This window comes from Bartonella sp. CM86QHHN (assembly GCF_042194695.1).
GTDB lineage: Bacteria > Pseudomonadota > Alphaproteobacteria > Rhizobiales > Rhizobiaceae > Bartonella.
Map to the genome: position 1 here is coordinate 65775 of NZ_JBHIND010000100.1, position 18810 is coordinate 84584.

The 18810-nt window shown below is 35.8% G+C and carries 13 protein-coding genes, 2 tRNA genes and 2 pseudogenes; 8 read left to right on the forward strand and 9 right to left on the reverse strand.

Annotated elements, in window-relative coordinates:
• The first annotated feature begins 192 nt into the window (after positions 1–192).
• Positions 193–268, forward strand: a tRNA-Lys gene (locus ACFIKX_RS10135).
• 1098 nt (positions 269–1366) lie between these two features.
• Here ACFIKX_RS10135 and ACFIKX_RS10140 read toward each other — a convergent pair.
• From ACFIKX_RS10140 to ACFIKX_RS10155, 4 genes are all read right to left on the reverse strand, one after another.
• Positions 1367–2320 carry a YbhN family protein gene (locus ACFIKX_RS10140; protein WP_375613484.1) on the reverse strand — a complete coding sequence of 318 codons (954 nt, stop codon included), beginning with the start codon at positions 2318–2320 and terminating at the stop codon, positions 1367–1369.
• Between the two features lie 15 nt (positions 2321–2335).
• On the reverse strand, positions 2336–4087 hold the full coding sequence (ybaL, locus tag ACFIKX_RS10145) for a YbaL family putative K(+) efflux transporter (protein ID WP_375629655.1): 1752 nt from the start codon (positions 4085–4087) through the stop codon (positions 2336–2338).
• 99 nt (positions 4088–4186) lie between these two features.
• The gene (gene secD / locus ACFIKX_RS10150; RefSeq protein ID WP_375629658.1) at positions 4187–6700 is read right to left on the reverse strand and encodes a protein translocase subunit SecD; all 2514 of its coding nucleotides are present in this window, start codon (positions 6698–6700) and stop codon (positions 4187–4189) included.
• 91 nt (positions 6701–6791) lie between these two features.
• Positions 6792–7169, reverse strand: coding sequence for a hypothetical protein (locus ACFIKX_RS10155; protein WP_375629661.1), 378 nt, complete (start codon positions 7167–7169; stop codon positions 6792–6794).
• Between the two features lie 180 nt (positions 7170–7349).
• On the opposite strand from ACFIKX_RS10155, the gene ACFIKX_RS10160 reads away from it, so the two are divergent.
• From ACFIKX_RS10160 to ACFIKX_RS10190, 7 genes and pseudogenes are all read left to right on the forward strand, one after another.
• Positions 7350–9725, forward strand: coding sequence for a mechanosensitive ion channel family protein (locus ACFIKX_RS10160; RefSeq protein WP_375629664.1), 2376 nt, complete (start codon positions 7350–7352; stop codon positions 9723–9725).
• Positions 9719–9991, forward strand: coding sequence for a hypothetical protein (locus ACFIKX_RS10165; protein WP_375629667.1), 273 nt, complete (start codon positions 9719–9721; stop codon positions 9989–9991). The genes ACFIKX_RS10160 and ACFIKX_RS10165 overlap by 7 nt, the downstream gene beginning before the upstream one ends.
• Before the next feature lie 514 nt (positions 9992–10505).
• On the forward strand, positions 10506–11453 hold the full coding sequence (locus tag ACFIKX_RS10170) for an outer membrane protein (protein WP_375629670.1): 948 nt from the start codon (positions 10506–10508) through the stop codon (positions 11451–11453).
• A 700-nt stretch (positions 11454–12153) separates the two neighbouring features.
• Positions 12154–12351 carry a hypothetical protein gene (locus tag ACFIKX_RS10175; RefSeq protein WP_375629673.1) on the forward strand — a complete coding sequence of 66 codons (198 nt, stop codon included), beginning with the start codon at positions 12154–12156 and terminating at the stop codon, positions 12349–12351.
• Positions 12352–12508: 157 nt separating this feature from the next.
• The gene (locus tag ACFIKX_RS10180) at positions 12509–12658 is read left to right on the forward strand and encodes a hypothetical protein (RefSeq protein WP_375629676.1); all 150 of its coding nucleotides are present in this window, start codon (positions 12509–12511) and stop codon (positions 12656–12658) included.
• Between the two features lie 484 nt (positions 12659–13142).
• Positions 13143–13766: pseudogene (locus ACFIKX_RS10185) on the forward strand (lambda exonuclease family protein).
• A 72-nt stretch (positions 13767–13838) separates the two neighbouring features.
• Positions 13839–14032 (forward strand): annotated as a pseudogene (locus tag ACFIKX_RS10190) (helix-turn-helix transcriptional regulator).
• 94 nt (positions 14033–14126) lie between these two features.
• On the opposite strand, the gene ACFIKX_RS10195 reads toward ACFIKX_RS10190, so the two are convergent.
• The 5 genes from ACFIKX_RS10195 to ACFIKX_RS10215 all read right to left on the reverse strand — a co-directional run bounded on the left by ACFIKX_RS10195 (position 14127) and on the right by ACFIKX_RS10215 (position 18794).
• A tRNA-Leu gene (locus tag ACFIKX_RS10195) sits at positions 14127–14211 on the reverse strand.
• Positions 14212–14325: 114 nt separating this feature from the next.
• Positions 14326–14946 (reverse strand): 2,3-bisphosphoglycerate-dependent phosphoglycerate mutase, encoded by a 621-nt coding sequence (locus ACFIKX_RS10200; protein ID WP_375613492.1) that lies wholly within the window; start codon positions 14944–14946, stop codon positions 14326–14328.
• Positions 14947–14974: 28 nt separating this feature from the next.
• Positions 14975–15787, reverse strand: a complete 813-nt coding sequence (dapB, locus tag ACFIKX_RS10205) for a 4-hydroxy-tetrahydrodipicolinate reductase (protein ID WP_375629679.1) — start codon at positions 15785–15787, stop codon at positions 14975–14977.
• A gap of 1474 nt (positions 15788–17261) precedes the next feature.
• Entirely contained in the window at positions 17262–18032 is a 771-nt protein-coding gene (locus ACFIKX_RS10210) for a hypothetical protein (RefSeq protein WP_375629682.1), read from the reverse strand.
• A gap of 99 nt (positions 18033–18131) precedes the next feature.
• Complete coding sequence (locus ACFIKX_RS10215) at positions 18132–18794, reverse strand: hypothetical protein (protein ID WP_375629685.1); 663 nt, start codon at positions 18792–18794, stop codon at positions 18132–18134.
• Positions 18795–18810: the final 16 nt, after the last annotated feature.

Genomic DNA, 18810 nt, shown 5'->3' on the forward strand with positions numbered 1-18810 from the left:
TTCTGTATAACAATCAGAACATTTATTTATAAAGCTTCTTATAATGGGTTTATTTTTATATAAGATCAAGTGGTGAATATCATATTTTTAACCTTACAGACAATGAGTTTATATAACAAACAACAAAATATCTGGACATCTATCCTTAGGAGCGTTATAGAAACGCTCATTCTCGTCTTTTGAGAAGCTTATGGGTGATTAGCTCAGTCGGTAGAGCAGCTGACTCTTAATCAGCGGGTCGTGGGTTCGATCCCCTCATCACCCACCATTTTATTTTATACCGTAAATAACTTATTGATTGCGTAATTTTTTTTAAGGTACGAGTTGCTAAATAAAATTGGGCAGTAGGATTTCCCCATATCTGTTTGTTTAAAAGTGAAGATTGTTGATATAGCTTAGTCATCGGTGTTTGTACTTTTTAGGGGACTCAAAGAACTTCCAAAGGACATTTAAAGATCTTTTAATGCGTATTGTTTCTTTTTTTAAGTTGCAATTGGTAAGGAGAAGCCTCTTACCGACAATTGTGTTATTTAAAGGGGTATAAAAATCAACAGTTTTCACTGCTTTTAATATAAATTGATTAAATTTTTTTGGATTTTTAGCATATTGTTTAAAGACAGAAGAAACTTTACACTTTAGTTGTGTCAGCAGCATGGATATTTTTTGATAACTCTCCCGCTTAAACAAAAAACTTCTGTAATAATCATCAGTATTCCAAGAGGGTAAATCAAGATAAAATAAAGTAGTTAGCTGGACATACAAGTAATAAAATTAGATCAGTTTAATTGTTTAAAGCTAATACCTGTTAAACGAAGACAATAAACTTTAATGAGGCTTAAAGTTTTAAAATATTAAGCTGTGTGGTTACGCTATGCTGTCTTTCCGTTAGCTAAACCTCTAAAAATATAAATATTAAGAAAGCCACTCAGATTCATTATAATATATTGATTTATAAAGAATTGATTATTCTTTATTTAAAAAAACTTTACTATCATAAACTTCTTTTGTTTCAATCCCTCTTATAATGAATTAATTAAAATCATTCATTTTTGCATCATAAATGGGATTAACGTGTGGATAAAGACTATTGAAGAAAGGCATAAAAATAATTCTTATTAATGTTCTTAAGTGCTAAAAGTTATCATAACATTGGAAAAATAGTATAATGGCGCAGGCTTGCTCTTTTATTAAGTATAAAGATGATGGTGCAACAATAGCTTTACTATTATACCATTTATGGGTATTGTTGTGTAATGGAGAAGAGCGTTGAAAGAGGTTTCTTAAAAAAGATATGTAAATTGGCAACACGATGGTGTTTTGTTCTTTTATAGGTACATAAAAAAAGAAGTCATTGATAGCCTTTTATTTATTCAGGTGGTGTTTTGGGGGCTCTTTTCCAATATTGTTGCGCCTCAAAAATGACGACCACAAATAATGAAAGGATGAGCGGTATAATCAAATAAAACATTCTAAAGACAATAAGTGCTGCAATAACATCGGTTGGATTTATATTGGGCATGCCTGTTATGAAAAGAGCTTCAAGAACTCCTACTCCTCCTGCTGGAGCATTAGAGAGAAGAGTTATCGTAAAAGACGCTAGGAAAACACCAAGAACAGAGATAAAATGAATATCTGCGTTATGTGGGAGAACAGCATATATAATTCCTGCTGCTCCTAAAAGCTCTAGAGGGCTAATGAGAAGCTGTTGAATAACAATTTTCAGTCGTGGATAGGAAAGTTGAATTTTCTTCCCCAAGCGTAAGGGCTTTAACTGAAGCCAGCTGCCAAACGTATAAAGTGCTATACAGCTGAGTAAAATTGCTCCAGCCGTTGTTCCGAGCCATTCAGGAAGTTCTTTATGAATGAGGGTGATAATTTCGGGTTGCAGCACCAAAACGATTCCCAAAAGTAAGATTGTGCCGATTACAAAAGTAAAAGAGCAAAAACCTACTAATATTGCGATTTCTGTTCCGTTTAATCCTTTCATTTTATAGGCGCGATAGCGTACAACGGCACCAGAAAAAACTGAAGCACCGATATTGTGTGAAAGAGCGTAGGTTGTAAATGAACATATAGCGATAAAAATCCAAGAAATTTTATGGCCTAGATGTTGCAAGGCAATTCGATCATATCCAGCAAGAGCAGCATAAGCTAGGAGAGAACATAAACAGGCTAATAACCAGTGCTGTGCATTTAAATTGCTCAAGCGCTCCAATACATCCCCAAATGAAATGGCAGAGAGCTTCATGTAAAGAATTCGAATAGATACCAGCATTGCTAAGATACCAATCAATGGCCATATAAATTGCTTTATTTTCACGATTCTGTATCCATTTTATGTTTTCTGTAAATTTTCATGATTGAGCATATTCCTTACAGATCTTCGTTCTGTTATATACTCTATAATGCCATTGGCAATTTCTTCATCATCTGTTACTACAACATCAGCACCTAAATCAATGAGATATGTTGTTTCTGTGTCGGATAATGCATGTGTGATTATCTGGATATCTTTCTTCATATCACGGATATTCACGATACATTCTCCTACTTCAATGGTACTTCGCATTGTAATAACAACTTTATGTGCATTATTTATATTTGCTGCGTTCATTATTTCTTGTTGAATGATATTGCCGCAAATAGCCTCAAAGCCATCTGCAATCGCTTTATCAGAGAGGCGTTTTGATTCTTCTACGATCACTATAGGTTCACCTCTATTTATTAAAGATAATGCAACACACTTACCGATACGACTATAGCCAATAATTACGATATGGTTGTTTTTTAAGGTCATCGGTAAAAAATCTTGGTCAGGATCTTGTGGATCAATATCAATAATTGTTTGGGTATTTTGTGAAGATGCAGAATTTTTTTCTAGACGTTTTTTAATTTTATTACAGGCAATGAAAACAAGAGGATTGAGCAAAATAGAAAAAATTGCTCCTCCAAGAATTAAATCATGAGCGTCATTGTTTAAAAGTCCTAAGCTTAAACTTAAACCAGCAAGGATAAAGGAAAATTCTCCGATTTGGGCAAGGCTTGCAGAAATAGTCAAAGCTGTTGCATTAGAATAGCGAAAAGCTTTAACGATGAAAAAGGCAACAGCAGATTTTCCGATTACGATAATGAATAAGGTTGCTAAGAGAGGGAAAAAATGAGTTAAGAGTTTCTCGGGGTCAAATAACATGCCTACAGAAACAAAAAAGAGAACAGAAAAAGCATCGCGCAGTGGTAAAGATTCTTCCGCGGCACGGTGGCTTAATTCTGATTCGCTCATGACCATACCAGCGAAAAAAGCACCAAGAGAAAGAGAAACTCCAAATAAATGAGCGGCTCCGAAAGCTACTCCTAATGCAATAGCAAAGACGCTAAGACGAAATAATTCACGTGATCCCGATTGTGCGCTCATTTTTAAAAGCCATGGGATAACGCGTCGCCCAATGACGAGCATAAGTGCAATAAATACAATTACCTTCAGGATGGTGAGACCAAAAATACCCCAAATACTTAAATCCAACCATTGAACAAGAGGATCCAACGCTTCTTTTTTGCTATTGCTGAGGGCACTTGCCAAGGAAGGGATGAGGACAAGTATAAGGACCATTGCTAAATCCTCAATAATCAACCATCCAACGGCAATGCGTCCTTTTTCTGTTTCAATAAGATGACGCTCTTGCAAAGCACGTAGCAGGATAACGGTACTTGCTATGGATAAAGCAAGACCGAAAATCAAACTACCACTAAAGCCCCATCCCATAATCAGACCAAGGCACAAACCTAGAAAAGTAGAAAATGCCATTTGTGCAATAGCAGCGGGGACAGCAATAGCTTTGACAGATAAAAGGTCTTTTAATGAAAAGTGGAGCCCAACACCAAACATCAGCAAAATAATACCAATTTCAGCAAGTTGATTAATGATGACGGAATCTATTTTAAATCCGCCTGTATTGGGTCCCACAATAACACCAGCTAACAAATAGCCTACAAGGGGGGAAATACGTAAACGGCTAGCAATCATTCCCAAGAGAAATGCTAAACATAAGCCTGCAACAATAGTTGTGATAAGTGGTGTGTCGTGGAGCATGGATTATTTACTATTCTTGATCAAAAAGCGAATGAATGAAAACGACTATATTTCTATGAGAAGAGAGGCGAGATGTACCATACGCATTAAAGGGCATTTTTATTTCACTTTGATATTTGCACGATTATTTCGCTCACGCCACCAATTTCCTAGCAGGAGTAAAATAGGAGCAGCAATAAAGATAGAGGATGATGTTGCAATAATAATCCCAAAGACCATGGGTAATGCAAAATTATGAACAGCACTTCCACCCCATATCGCCATGGGGAGCATCGCAAGAATTGTTGTGGCTGATGTAAAAAAACAACGTACAAGAACCTGATTAATTGACAGATCAATCAGCTCGCGCAACGGCATTTTTTTATAAAGACGCATATTTTCGCGCATCCTATCATAGACGACAACTTTATCATTTATAGAATATCCAACAATTGTTAAGAGTGCGGCGATAGCCGTTAAATTAAAATCAAATTGAAATAAAGCAAAAAAGCCAATCATTTTTGTGGTGTCTAGAATGAGAGTGATAATTGCTCCAATGGCAAAGAACCACTCGAAGCGTAACCATATATAGAGAGACATGGCAATAGCCGCAAGAATAACAGCAGTAAAAGCAGCTGTGGCAAGCTCACCTGAAATTTTGGGACCAACAACTTCTATTTGATCGAATGTGGTATCGGGATAGATATTTTGTACAGCTGTTTTGACCTTATCAATGGCGGTGGTTTGTTGTGCTTCGCCACCGCTTTGTTTCTGCATGCGAATTAATACGGTATTTTCGTTATCAATATTTTGCAAGGTAACTTCACCAATATTAAGAGTAGAAAGCTTGGAACGCAGAGTTGCTAGATCTGCTGGTCCTTTCGTGGTAATACTCATTTGGCTTCCGCCAATGAAATCAATACCAAAATTCAATCCAGGCTTAAAAAAGAGAAAAACTGAAGCCATTGATAAAACAATTGAGACGCCAATACCAATGAAACGTGCTTTCATAAAGTGGAAAGTTGTGTTTTGTGGCATGATGTTGAAAGCAGAGTGAATATGCAATTTTTTAATTTTCCATTTACGAACGATCCAAATCATGATGATGCGTACAATGGTGATATTTGTAAACATGGAGATGATAATACCAAGCAACATTGTTACGGCAAAACCACGAACGGGACCGGTCCCGAACCAAAATAGTAAGACGGTCGCTATAATTGCTGTAACATTTGCATCAACAATGGTTGCAAAAGCATGTTTAAATCCACGATCTAGGGCTGCAAAAGCACCCACACCTTTTCGACTTTCTTCACGGATACGTTCATTGATAAGGATATTAGCATCAACGGCAATACCGATGCCTAAAATAATACCAGCAATACCAGGCAGCGTAAGCGTAGCTCCCAAAAGACTCAGTGCAGCAAATGTTAAAATTGTGTGCAGAGCTAGTGCTATATTGGCAATTAATCCCCAAATACGATAGAGAAGAAAAATAAAAATTGCAACAAGAATAAAGCCAATTATGCCGGTGTAAAGTCCCATTTGGATAGCATCAGCACCAAGATTTGGACCTACGGTTCTCTCTTCAATGACTGTGAGTGGTGCGGGGAGGGAACCAGCACGAAGCAGAGCAGCCAGAGTTGAGGCTTCTTTGGGGTCAAAGTTTCCTGTAATTTGACCTTGTCCATTGGGAATGACACTATTGATGGTCGGAGCGGTTAAAACCTTATTATCCAGAACAATGGCAAAAGGACGGTTAATATTTTGTCGTGTTATATCGGCAAATATTTTTGCGCCAGCGGAATCTAGCGTAAATGAAATAATGGAACGTCCTGGTATTTGGGGGTCAAAACCTGCACGGGCATCTTTCAGGACATTTCCATCTAAAGCAATTTGATCATAAATTGCATAATGTTGTGTTGCATCAGTGTATCCAGGGAGAATAGAAACACCTATAGGGGGATTATTGGGGTCCACATTAGAAGGAACAAGATGAAAACTCATCTTAGCGGTTGTTCCTAAAAGATCACGCAGTTGTTTTGGATCTTGTAGTCCAGGCAATTGGACCATAATACGATCATTTCCGACCTTTTGGATGGCTGGTTCTGAAACACCAACTTGATCTATACGACGACGGATGATTTCTAAGCTTTGTTCAATAGCATTGCTGACACGGTCTTTTATACTAGCTTCTGTTAATGTGACGCGGAGAGTTTCATTTTGAGCACTGATCATGATGTTATGTTCTGTTGTGCCAAAGCTACTGTGTATGGGGGTTATTAATGTTTTCAAAGCAGAGAGTGCTTTTTCAGTTTGCGATGGGTCAGAAATAAGGGCAATAACGCTATCTTCAACAATACGCACACTTGAGGTGCGGATTTGTTTTTCACGCAATACATTGCGCACATTGCTTAAAACTATATGTAACTGATCGCGTTTTAACGTTTTGCTATCAACCTCGAGCAGGAGAGAAGAGCCTCCTTGAAGGTCGAGACCAAGTGCTACACGGGTGTCGGGTAAGAATTTCGAGTTTTTAACTTGTTCGTGTGAAAATAAATTGGGTAAGGCAACATAAATGCTGCTTAAAAGAATAAAACAATAAAGGGTAGTTAACCAACCAGGTGTACGCATGATATATTCCGTAAATAGGCAATCTAACAGTTATTCAAAGTTAAAAGCACAAGCAAAATAAGATGATCGTTTTTATATTCAAGGAAGAGAATTAAGTGTGTTTATTGGGAGGAGCGCGTTTATTTGAGAAATATTGTGTTTTAACGTTACGAAATCGTGTGTCAACAGCTGGAATCTTTATTAAAAAGAAATCCAATGTTAGGATTTTTTGAAAGGTTCTCATAAAAATAGATTCTGTATGGAGTGTTACAAGTTTTTTGTTTTCAGTTGTGGTAACATTCACCTGATCACACTTATGATGTAAATCAAATCTATTCGTTTTAATGACATTATTGGTGTGTGATGGCTTGATTAAATAAGCACGCGTTTCTAGGTTGCTCGTCAAGAATACACCTAAACTGGATAGAAAAATCCAGGTTGTCAAAGGAAGAAAATCTTCTTTTTTGCAATAAAGGTGCAAAAAAAACATGCTAGAGTGCCTTCTTTAATCTTATTGAGTTCAGCTTATTTATCATTCTTTTATCTTATTACCAGTATTATAGGATAAGGGAAAGCTTTTATAAGATTATTCTATAAAAGTTGAAAATATCTACTTTATACCATATTTAAAAGAGAAAAATAAAATCCCTTTTGTGCTCATAAGGTAGATATGTATCCATTTTGTAGAAAAAACATCCACATACTTTTCCTTCTTTTGGGGATTATCTTTGTATTTAATTCTGGTGCATGGGGTAATAAGGGGGCACAAAATACAATTGTCGAACAAACGATAGCTTCTTATTCAGTTGATGAAATTATTCTGCAACAACAGTTGATTATTAAGACTCTTGAAGAAAATACTGAAACTTTAAAAAGAGATTTTGACAGAAAGCCAGAAGATGAGCGTGCTTTAGAAGAATTACGGTTACGTGCACAAGATATCAGTGAACGTGCTATTGAGGCAGCATTTGTTTTGCGTCCTCCTCTTAATGAGATTAATACACTTCTTGATCAATTAATGGAGCTCCATCGTGACGTGAAAAAACTGAAAAGCTCAGTGAAGGAATATTCCTATTTGATAGAGCAAAAAGCTAAAATTAACAGTATCATGCTTCGTTTTGAAGCAATTTTCTTAGCGGCAAATAGAATAGCTGAACTTTCTATTTCTCAATCTCGGGAGCTTTTTAAACGCACGCTTACGTATAGGCTTGAGTTTTCGATTCCGATGGTTAAACATCTCGTCCAAAAAACAAAAGAGGCTTCATCAGATTTTCTTGTGTTGTTAAATTCTTGGTGGAATTTTATATTTTACTTCAAGTTTTTACAACTATTTCTTTGCTTTTTAATTCCACTTTTTATTACTTTGGGACTTTCGTATTTTTCTCAAAAAGTTCTTGTTCATGTGTATTGCCACTTTATGAAATCTAATGAGGAAATATCTTATTTACAACGCTTATTGATCGCCTTTATTTCAGTTCTCTTACCTTCACTTGTATGTATTCTTTGCGTTTATCTTGTGTTGTTTTTGTTTCGTAGTTTTAACTTAGATCCAGGTAAACTTACAACAGTTTTTGATATGATAGGTTGTCAAATTATTTTATTATTTTTAATCAATCGATTAGCTGTTGTTCTTCTATCATCGAATAGGCCCCATGTGCGTCTTCTCAGTATTGCACCATCGTCTGCTTATCAATTAGTGATTTTACTCACGTCTTTAGGGGGTATTTTGGCATTTGACGCTGTTCTTGATAGTATTTATCAAATCATTTCAGCGCCTCTATCTTTGACAATTGCTAAAAGTTTTATTGCTGTTTTTCTTGTAGCGATATTGCTATTTATAATATCATTTGTACCTTTGCGGTTTAGACGTAGGCGTGTTCAAGAAGAAAAAAAAGAGCCATACTTTTGGCCATTTTATATACGCATTCCTCTTATTGGCTTGGGGTTACTGCTCTTTGTATTGAATTTTTTAGGTTATGTTGGACTTGCGCGTTTTATTACGCAGCAAATTATGATTGATGGAGCATTTTTAGTTCTCATGTATTTAGGAATACAAAGCGCTCAAGCACTTGGAACTAAAGACCAATTTATGAAAACAACGGTTGGTCATCTTTTGATGCAGAGGTTTCATTTAGAAGAAAAAACGATGAATCAATTGGGAGTTTTTATGAGCGTTTTTCTCAATTTATTTGTTGTTATATTTTGTGCAATGCCAATTGCTGTACAGTTTGGATTTTCCTATTCTGATTTAAAAGCAGTTTTGTGGCAATCGGTGACCGGTTTTCAGATTGGAAATATTAGTCTTTCTTTGATTTCTCTTGTAACAGGAATTATTTCTTTTTGTGTTTGCTGGTTTCTTATTCGCCGATTTATTGGTTGGTTAGATAATGTGGTGTTGGTTCATGGAGAGTTCGATTCTGGTATACGTAATTCTATCAAAACAGTGATAAGTTATGGAGGCGTTGTTGTATCTGCTTTGACCGGATTATCAATGGCAGGTTTGGATCTTAGAAATTTCGCTCTTATTGCTGGAGGACTTTCACTTGGTATAGGTTTTGGTTTACAGAATATTGTCCAAAACTTTGTCTCTGGACTTATTATTTTAGTTGGAAGACCATTTAAAATAGGAGACTATATAGAATCTGGATCAGTAGGGGGGGTTGTTAAGCGTATTAGTGTGCGTGCAACGGAACTTGAGACCATTCAGCGTAAGACGATTATTATTCCCAATTCAAGCCTTATTAATAACAACGTTAGTAATTGGACACGACGTAATAAAGTAGGACGAATTGATATACCAGTTACTGTATCATCTAAGGTTGCTCCAGAGCATGTTGCTGAAATTTTGTTAGAGATTGCTTCTGCGACAGAAGGCGTTTTAAAAAATCCTATCCCACAGGTAAGTTTTACAGCATTTGATCGTAAGAGTTTTTCCTTTAATTTGGCTATTTATGTGCCTAATATTACCTCATCTTCTCATGTAACCAATGCTCTTCGATTTAGCCTATATAAGCGTTTTGCTGAGGAAGGAATCTTAGAATGCTAAAATATACTTATATTTTGATTACAGTTATTCTATTAAGTATTTTTACCATAACAGCTTTTGCTGCAACAGTGAAGAATACTGATTTAAAGATACAATCTCTTATTGTTGTTGAAGGAAGTATACCTTCAAAAATTTCTTTAAATACTCATCAAACAATTACAATTTGTATGAAGGGATGTTTTATAACTTTTCCTAATAAAGACCGTTTTGCAATAAAGGCAGATGATATTATAGAAATCAGTAGGGGAAGAGCAATTTTTAAATAAAATGATTGAGAATTTTTGTTTGGGGACAAGCTTTAGAAGGATAATGATATTGTCGTATTAATAATCTCATCCTTTAGAAAATGGTAAAAAAAAGTATGATTTTAGTATAAAATAGATGCTTTTTTATACTATGTAGAATCTACAGTATGCATTTTGGATGTAAGAATATTGAGGTATTTATAATATTGTCAATAAACATCGATTCTCTAAAAATAATTACATCATTTTTAGATTTTTTTGCGGTATTTTTGATACAAAATGTTTTATACTTCATCCTTTTAAAAATATAATATGTATTTTTATTAAATATTTATTATTGAAAGTATTCATTATTCTAATATTTTAAAATTTATTTGATAATATTAAATTTTGGTGTAATAATATATTATTATAGTGTAAATTTAAATGTAAATATAAAGGAGTACATGCAATTTTACAGCATAAGATTTTATAAAACTTTGTTTTTCTAAATGTGATTTTTGATTATATAAATTTAGCAATGGGGTATAATTTTATGAATACAAAATTTATAACAGCATCTGTTTTTTCTTTGATTTCACCTTCTATAGTACAGGCTGCAGATGTGGTGGCTCACGAAGAGCCATTACATGTTGCCTCAGAAGTTGTTGCTTCTTCACCTTTTTCTTGGGCAGGTTTTTATTTCGGGGGGCAAGTTGGTGGCTTTTCAAGTAAGACTTCTGCAATAACGCGTGATGTTGATATTCCTCTCTATCCCGATGAGGAGAGTAAAAGTAAACCATGGGTGCCTGTCGAGAAGCAGTATATGCCTGAGCTTTCTGGATTTATAGGTGGTTTTTATGCGGGTGTTAATTTTGATCTCGGTAATAATTTTATTGTGGGGATTGATACGGATATGCTTTTAACGGAAAAAAAGGATACAAAAACAAGATTTCAGGCTGATGAAACGAGTGCAGGTGGTCCTGACACTGGTGGATCGGGCACTGAAGGATCGGGTACTGAAGGATCGGGTACTGATACTGAGGAATTAGGTACAGAAGGAAAAAGTCGAAAAAAGGCAAAACTTGTCAGAAGACAGGGTAGAGACTTTTCTCGCTCTTCTGCAGAGGATAAAGAAGAGAAAGACAGTTTAACGTTTAATCATACGTTAAAACAAAAATGGACAGGTGCTACACGGGTGCGTGTTGGGTTTTCTGCGGGGCATGTGATGCCTTATATTGCTGGTGGTGTTGCTTATGGACAGTTTCAAGATATTTTGTCGACAGTAATTACGGGAGGTGAGCCATTTAATAGGACATCGGATGTAACAAAAACGATGATTGGTTATACTCTCGGTGGTGGTGTTGATTTTGCAATGACAGACCATCTTGTTGTGCGTGCGGAATATCGTTACTCAGATTTTGGTAAAAGGAAATTTAAAGACGAGATTGAAGTTAAGTATAAGACGAATGATTTTCGCGCAGGAATAGCTTACAAATTCTAATTTTGTAGGATAAAGGAGCTTAAATTTAAGAGGTCCTATTTCTTTGATAGGGCCTTTATTTTTTAATTTTATGCATTGTAAACACTATTTTATGGTGAAAAAAAAGGGGGCTTTGACTTTGAGTGAGAATGAGGAGGTAAGGAAGAGTTACTCAGATTCTTAATTGTTAAGAATAAAAAATTTTTAGTTCACGAGGTGTGGTTGAAACATTTGTTGGCAAAGAAGGATTGCTTCTTATTACAGTTATCACTTTATAATACCGTTATAGAGTTGCAAACAGTAAACTTAAAGAGAGTTTTTACTATCTAAGTAATGAGAAAATAAAGAAAATTTACATAGAGTGGTGCGGACGGCGTGTACGTTTGTGCAACAATTTTTTCTTCCCTTAGAACTCTCTACAATATCACCTGATAGCACAGTTTATCTTTTTTCTGTTTAATAACTAATTGTTTTTATTTTATTTTATTTATTAAATTGCCTTTTATATATAATCTTGGTACCAGATGAAAGTGCTCCAAGTGCAATTCAAAAGGTGGTTTTTAAAAGGTGGTTCGAAGAACGTGATAGACTGTCTATCTTATCTGTAAAAAATCTATCTAAAGGAAAATATGCTGACAGAGCTGGTTTATGGCTTATCAAAACTACACCAGATCAAGGATGATGGGTTTTTAGGTTTGACCTCAATAAAAGACGACGAGAAATGGGATTAGGCTCTTGTCGCAATGTATCTTTAAAAGAAGCACTGTTCAAAGCTTTAGCTTGTCGTGATCGTTTAGATCAAAGAATTGACCCGATTCGCCGAAAACAAAAAGAAAATTTGCGTCGGGCAGGGGGTATTTCTTTACGAGAAATTGCCTCTAGTGCTTTTGAAGCCAAAAAAAAACGAATTGAAAAATGAAGGAAAAGCAGCAAGCTGGTTAACACCTCTTGAGTTACATGTTTTTCCTAAACTTGATGATACGCCAATCATTGAACTGACGTAAATTGATATAAAAGGATGCATTTTTCCCATTTGGAAGACAAAAAACGAAACAGCAAGTAAAGCTTTATCCCGCTTGAATATAGCTATAAAACATGCGGTGGCACTTGGTATAGATGTGGATATGCAATTAAAAGCAAAAGCTTTATTAGAAAAGTTTATTCAAAATACCCAAAATATTCCAGCTATGCCATGGAAAGAAATGCCTAAGTTTTTTCAATCTTAAAATGATGAGCTTGTATCACATCTAGCTTTAAAACTTCTTATTTTGACGTTTTTTTATACCAATCAGGCATATTTAGAGATTTATGGATCAATATGGATTATCCCAAAAGAAAATATGAAGAGAATTGTTGGAAAGGCTTCTGATTTTCATGTGCCGCTTACAGCTGAAGCGCTTGCTGTTATTGAAAAAGCAAAAAAATGGTTTTTTATTTGTTGAGAGTTTTGGAAAGCCTATATCTGATGTAGCACTTCCTAAATTCATGAAAGACAAAGGTTTTGATTATAGACTTCATGGTTTCAGATCGATTCTGCGGGACTGGATAGCAGAGACAACGTTAAAAAGCTTGATGATATGTCTGAAGTATAAGCACAAACGGTGTTACATCTTTTGAAAGATAAACAAAACAGGCAAAAGGTAGAAACAGATTCTACTATACAAGATACCGATATAGCAACGCCACACGAACAGGGAACGGCGGTGTGAGATGGAACAAAGAACAGCGGAATGGTTTCAAGCAAGGCTAGGGAAAGTCACTGCTTAAAATGTTTACAACGTACTCAGTAAGACAGCAAAAGGTTTTCCTACAAGCAAATATGAAGACTACAAAACGAAACTCATGACAGAACGCTTAATAGGGGAAATAAGCCAATCTTATACAACACCTGCTATGCAATGGGGCATTGAACATGAAGAGAATGCCTTAAGAGAATATGAATTCATTTATGACGCAGAAGTCACAAGATGCGGGTTTATCCCACACCCAAAAATGGAAATGGCGGGGGCAAGTCCTGATGGGTTGATTGGAGAGGACGGTTTAATCGAAGTCAAATGTCCACAATCAACCACGCATTTGCGCTTCTTTATGTATGACGAAATCAAGCCTGAATATATCGCACAGGTGCAATTCCAAATGGCATGCACTGGACGCAAATGGTGTGATTTCATGAGCTATAATCCAAACTTTGTAGGCAAATCTACTGGTTTGAGAATGAAAATCAAATGCGTCAACCGCGATGAGAAACACATTGAAGAGATTAATAAAGCTGTCGAAATCTTTTTAGGGGAAATAGAACAAGAGATGCAAAAGATTTTGACAAAAGCTGCTTAAACCTATGGGGGTGCTCTCTCCTCCCAGCACCCCCGCCCATTTAATTAATATAAAAAAGAGAAAGGTAATGAGATGATATTTGATGATGGAGATGGATATGTAATAACACGTGAGTGTGCAAAGTTTTTTAGTGTATCCACAACCACGATTCGTAATTGGGTGCTTCAAGGGGGCCAGAGCTATATAAGCTAGGGAGAGCAGTGAGATGGAGAAAGAAAGAGATCTTATCCTTCACTCCAAAGAAAAATAAGGAACAAATTAGCTAAAGTTGTATAAACCGTAGAAGGTGGTCTAAAAGTTGGTCTTAAAATAGCTCTTTAAAGAAAAAATCTATATATTTAATGTGTTAAAGATACAAAATGGTGCCCAAAAGAGGACTCGAACCTCCACGCCTTACGGCACAGGTACCTGAAACCTGCGCGTCTACCAATTCCGCCATCTGGGCTTATAAAATTCATCTAAGCGCATGAAGCAACTCTGTCAATAAAATTATAGAATTTATTTTTTCAGCTTAAAACGATAGCATTGAACTTTTGAGAGAGATCATGATTTTAGAAGTTTAAGGTGTGAGGACTGTCTTTGATAAAATTGTTGAATCCGGATTAAATGTGTAAATAATAGGAATGCCGGTCGCTAATTCTTGAGATATAATTTCCTCACCGGAGAGACCTTCAAGCGCCATAATAAGAGCACGAAGAGAATTTCCATGTGCTGCGATCAAAACAGTTTGGGAGCGCAAAATATGAGGCTGGATATGGTAAAGATAATAAGGCCAGATGCGCGCACCGGTGTCGCGTAGGCTTTCTCCATTCGGGGGTGCAATTGTATAGGAGCGGCGCCACATTTGCACTCGCTCTTGCCCCCATTGTTGGCGTACTTCATCTTTATTTAAACCAGAAAGATCACCATAATTACGTTCATTTAATGCGGGATTTTTTATCACTTCTAAATCTGATTGTCCCATTTGCTCTAAAATGTGCTGAGCGGTTTTTTGAGCACGCTGTAAGGCTGATGTATAAGCGATATCAAACTTCAAACCATATTCTTTCAGTTTTTTTCCTGCTGCTATCGCTTCGGCATGACCTTTTTCTGTTAAATCAGGATCTTTCCAACCGGTAAAAAGGTTTTTGAGATTCCATTCACTTTGTCCATGACGAATTAGTGTAAGTATGCGTCCCATTATGAATTGCCTCTATTCTATTGATTGTTTAAAATTCATTGTTCAATCCCAAAACATCGAACATTGAATAAAGACCGCTTTCATGATTTTGTGCCCATAAAGCTGCTTTTAATGCGCCATTGGCAAAGATAGAGCGTTCTTGCGCTGTATGTGAAAGAACAATGCGCTCATTGGAGCCGGCAAAAATGACACTGTGTTCTCCAACAACTGTCCCACCACGTGAACAGGAAAAGCCAATGGTGCCTTTTTTGCGTTTACCTATATGACCATTGCGTTCGTTGACACGCACATTTTTAAGCATAACATTGCGCCCTTCAGCTGCTGCTTGGCCAAGAAGAAGGGCTGTTCCAGAAGGGGCGTCAACTTTGTTAGCGTGATGCATTTCATAAACTTCGATATCAAAATCATCGGCTTCTAATGCTTTAGCGGCTTTCTTTACAAGGTTGGCTAAAAGATTTATTCCAAGGCTCATATTTCCGGATTTGACAATTGTTGTATATTTCGCAAAATCTGCAATTTTTTCTTCTTCTGTTTTGCTAAATCCTGTGGTGCCAATAATATGGACAAGGCTTTTTTGAGCAGCGTAGTTAGCATAAAGAATACTGGCTTCTGGTTGTGAAAAATCTAAAATACCTTCTGTATTAGAAAAGGCATTTTCGGGATCGTCAGTGATACCAATCCCAAGAGAATCTGAACCAATTAAGGCACTGGCATCTTTTCCTACAAACGGTGAGCCTTTGCGTACAAGAACAGTACAAAGTTCTACATCTCTCCTCTGCTGGATTGTTGTAATGAGTTCACGTCCCATTCTTCCATTTGCACCAACAACTGTAAGGCGCATTTTTATCTCCTTATAATACTTTACTGTGCAGTATAGGCAAATTCTTGCCTTCTTTCCAATGGTTCTTTTTCTTTATAGAAAAATTTTTTTCCTGCTTTAATTTATCTTGTTGTGCTGTAAAATACTGTTGTTTAGAGCAAGTGATATAAGATCTACAAATTTAAATAGAGATGTTTTTCGGTCATTCAAGATATAATACTAAAAAATACAATAAAGTCAATAGGTTGTGTGAAATTATTTTATATGAATCCACTTAAGAATCCACACTTTTATACATGATTCATTTGATCATTTTTTATATAAGATTGCCATGTATGAATAGACCATAAAAAGCAAATCATGATGTAAATGTTATAACGCATGTGTGCATTCAAATGAAATGAAAAGCAGATATCATTTATAACAGTTTATAAATTTTATGATACGTTTTTATCACAGCACAAATCACATTATTTAAAAATTTAGTCGTTTGGAATTATCGATTATACGTTTAAAGAATGGTATGAGTTTTGCTCTTTTTTGAGCGAAACCTTAAAAAGGAATAATAGGTTTAATTTATAAAGATTGCATAAAAGGATTAAGGATAAGAATGCTTTTAAAACGCTTACTAAAAGTTAAAAAACGATAAAGAGGTATTTTATATCTTATGAAATGAAAAGCCTTTTAATGAATAGATTGCAGACTAGTTTTTAAGAACGGAATTATTCGCTTCCACAAAAAAATGGAGGCGGCTAATACCACAGTAGTAAAATACTATTTTACCTTAGATATGCTACTAAAAAACGTTTTAAAAGTTACCATTTAAAAGTACAGAGCACAAATATAGAGCGATTAATTTGCAAAAAAGTTATGTTTAAAAAAAACTTATGAAAGCCTTTCTAAATACTGTTTAAACGTTTGAAACAGATGTTTATAACAGTTTCTAAAGCCTTGCGTTTGATAAAAGCGGTTGTTTATTGTCTTTATGAGAGCTTGTTTTAAAAGCCAACGTTTGCAACTGTAAAAAACGGGTTTTGTTAAAGCTACCAAGTATTTTGATTTGTTTGATAGGTTTTGATTTTAGAATGTAAGTTATTTCAATTTACTCAACTCAATTTTAAAGTCAGTATATTGAAACGTTTTAAAAGAAGCATTTTGATCATGTGCTTTATTTCAAATGACCACCTCACAAAGGAGGAGTTATGATTAATACGTTTGAGAGAAACGAAAAGCATTTATAGGCTCTCTCATTCAAATGAGTGCTTAAAGATCATACACATCATACATTTCTCTTGATAAGTTTTCATATCTTGAATAGAGCGCTTGTAATATAATACGTTTTGTATATATGCGTTCATAACTCCATTTGAAATGATTCATAAGGGTAGACATTTGAAAGCCGCGTCATAATCACTTGACACGGCTTTTTTTGCATTCTCTCTTTTATGATGGGTTTATAACCATAAAGAAGGCACTTCCATGCCTGTTATTTATGCTATTTATCAATCTTAACAACGTTATCGCTTTCATAAACCTCATAATTTTGAGCAACTGATTTTACATTGCTTTGTTTATCTATTTTTGCTTTCCCATAGGCACGACCATAGACCTTTACAGAACCAGAGATTTTTGCATTCCCATAAACAGAGCCATAAACCGCAGCGCGCCCACTCACAAGAGCAGAGCCGTAAACCTTGCCATAAATCTTTGCAAAGCCTTTGATAGCAGCCTGTCCATAAATTTTTGCACTGTTGTAAATACAAGCAGAGCCAGAAACCTTTGAATGACCATAGATTCTAGCATGATCATAAACAAAAACATCATGAGAAACGCGCGCATGTTGATAAATATGGGAGTTGCTATAAACGCGGGCGTGATCACAGACATGAGCATTGCCATAGATATTGCCAGCCACATGAGCACTTCCATAAACACAAGCATGGTCATAAACTTTAGCATATCGAGTGATTAAAGCCTTTCCATAGACCTCAGCATTCCCATAGACACGCCCCCGCACATGAGACAAATGACGTACTTTAGCATGATCAGAAACATGAGCATAGCCATAGACACAAGCCTCATCATAGACCCAGCAATTGCCATAATGAGATAAGTTCCCTTCATTTTCGATATAGCCACCTAAATCGCCAGCCTTAACATCATCAAAATCTCTTAAAGCCCGAATGCGATAAAGGTTTATAATTTGCTTAGTAAGTCTCTCTTTAATTTGTTTGATTTGATTGGTTAATTCATATTTTTTACACATAGAGATACCCTCACAATCTAATGTGATAAACGTTTGATAAAATTTGAAATGGAAAAATTGGGTTGGAAAGCAGGCGCCCCCGCCGCGCCCGCGCATTATTTACGCAGCGTTATTTTCAATAATCTTTACAACGGTATCGTTTTCATAAACCTCACAATTTATGGGAACCCAATATAAATCACTATCTCTTTTTAATCTTGCATTGCCATAGACATTACCTCTAATCACGAAATAACCAGAGATTTTCGCATTACCATAAACAGAGCCATAAACATCAGTATGACAGCCCACGCTAGCATTCCCATAAACCTTGCCATAAATTTTAGCAGCGCCACTGATAACAGCATGATCATAAACCTCAGCATTGCCATGAATACGAGCGCTCCCTGATAATTTTGCATTGCCATAAACCCGCGCCTGATGATAAACCCAAGCATTATAAGAAAGATGCGCATTATCATAAACATGAGCATTTGCATAAACGCGGGCACTGTCACATACATGGGCATTGCCATAAACATTACCCATTATAATAGCTTTATTAAAAACCTTGGCATTTTCATAAATATGGGCAGGATTTAAAACAAGAGCATTATCGTAAACCCAGCAATTGCCATCATGAGAGAGGTTCCTTTCATTTTCAATAAAACCACCCAAGTCACCAGCCTTAACATCGTCAAAATCCCTTAATGCTTGGATGCGATAAAGAGTTTGATTATTAAATACACGTGTCTCATTTGTGAGTGCAAACTTTTTTTGCATAGCACAATTCCTTTAT

What these genes read in the sequence shown, in the direction of transcription:
- ybaL (WP_375629655.1), bottom strand. Translation starts at nt 4,087, where the DNA reads ATGCTCCACGACACACCACTTATCACAACTATTGTTGCAGGCTTATGT.
- secD (WP_375629658.1), bottom strand. Translation starts at nt 6,700, where the DNA reads ATGCGTACACCTGGTTGGTTAACTACCCTTTATTGTTTTATTCTTTTA.
- ACFIKX_RS10155 (WP_375629661.1), bottom strand. Translation starts at nt 7,169, where the DNA reads ATGTTTTTTTTGCACCTTTATTGCAAAAAAGAAGATTTTCTTCCTTTG.
- ACFIKX_RS10160 (WP_375629664.1), top strand. Translation starts at nt 7,350, where the DNA reads ATGTATCCATTTTGTAGAAAAAACATCCACATACTTTTCCTTCTTTTG.
- ACFIKX_RS10165 (WP_375629667.1), top strand. Translation starts at nt 9,719, where the DNA reads ATGCTAAAATATACTTATATTTTGATTACAGTTATTCTATTAAGTATT.
- ACFIKX_RS10170 (WP_375629670.1), top strand. Translation starts at nt 10,506, where the DNA reads ATGAATACAAAATTTATAACAGCATCTGTTTTTTCTTTGATTTCACCT.
- ACFIKX_RS10175 (WP_375629673.1), top strand. Translation starts at nt 12,154, where the DNA reads ATGGGATTAGGCTCTTGTCGCAATGTATCTTTAAAAGAAGCACTGTTC.
- ACFIKX_RS10200 (WP_375613492.1), bottom strand. Translation starts at nt 14,946, where the DNA reads ATGGGACGCATACTTACACTAATTCGTCATGGACAAAGTGAATGGAAT.
- dapB (WP_375629679.1), bottom strand. Translation starts at nt 15,787, where the DNA reads ATGCGCCTTACAGTTGTTGGTGCAAATGGAAGAATGGGACGTGAACTC.
- ACFIKX_RS10210 (WP_375629682.1), bottom strand. Translation starts at nt 18,032, where the DNA reads ATGTGTAAAAAATATGAATTAACCAATCAAATCAAACAAATTAAAGAG.
- ACFIKX_RS10215 (WP_375629685.1), bottom strand. Translation starts at nt 18,794, where the DNA reads ATGCAAAAAAAGTTTGCACTCACAAATGAGACACGTGTATTTAATAAT.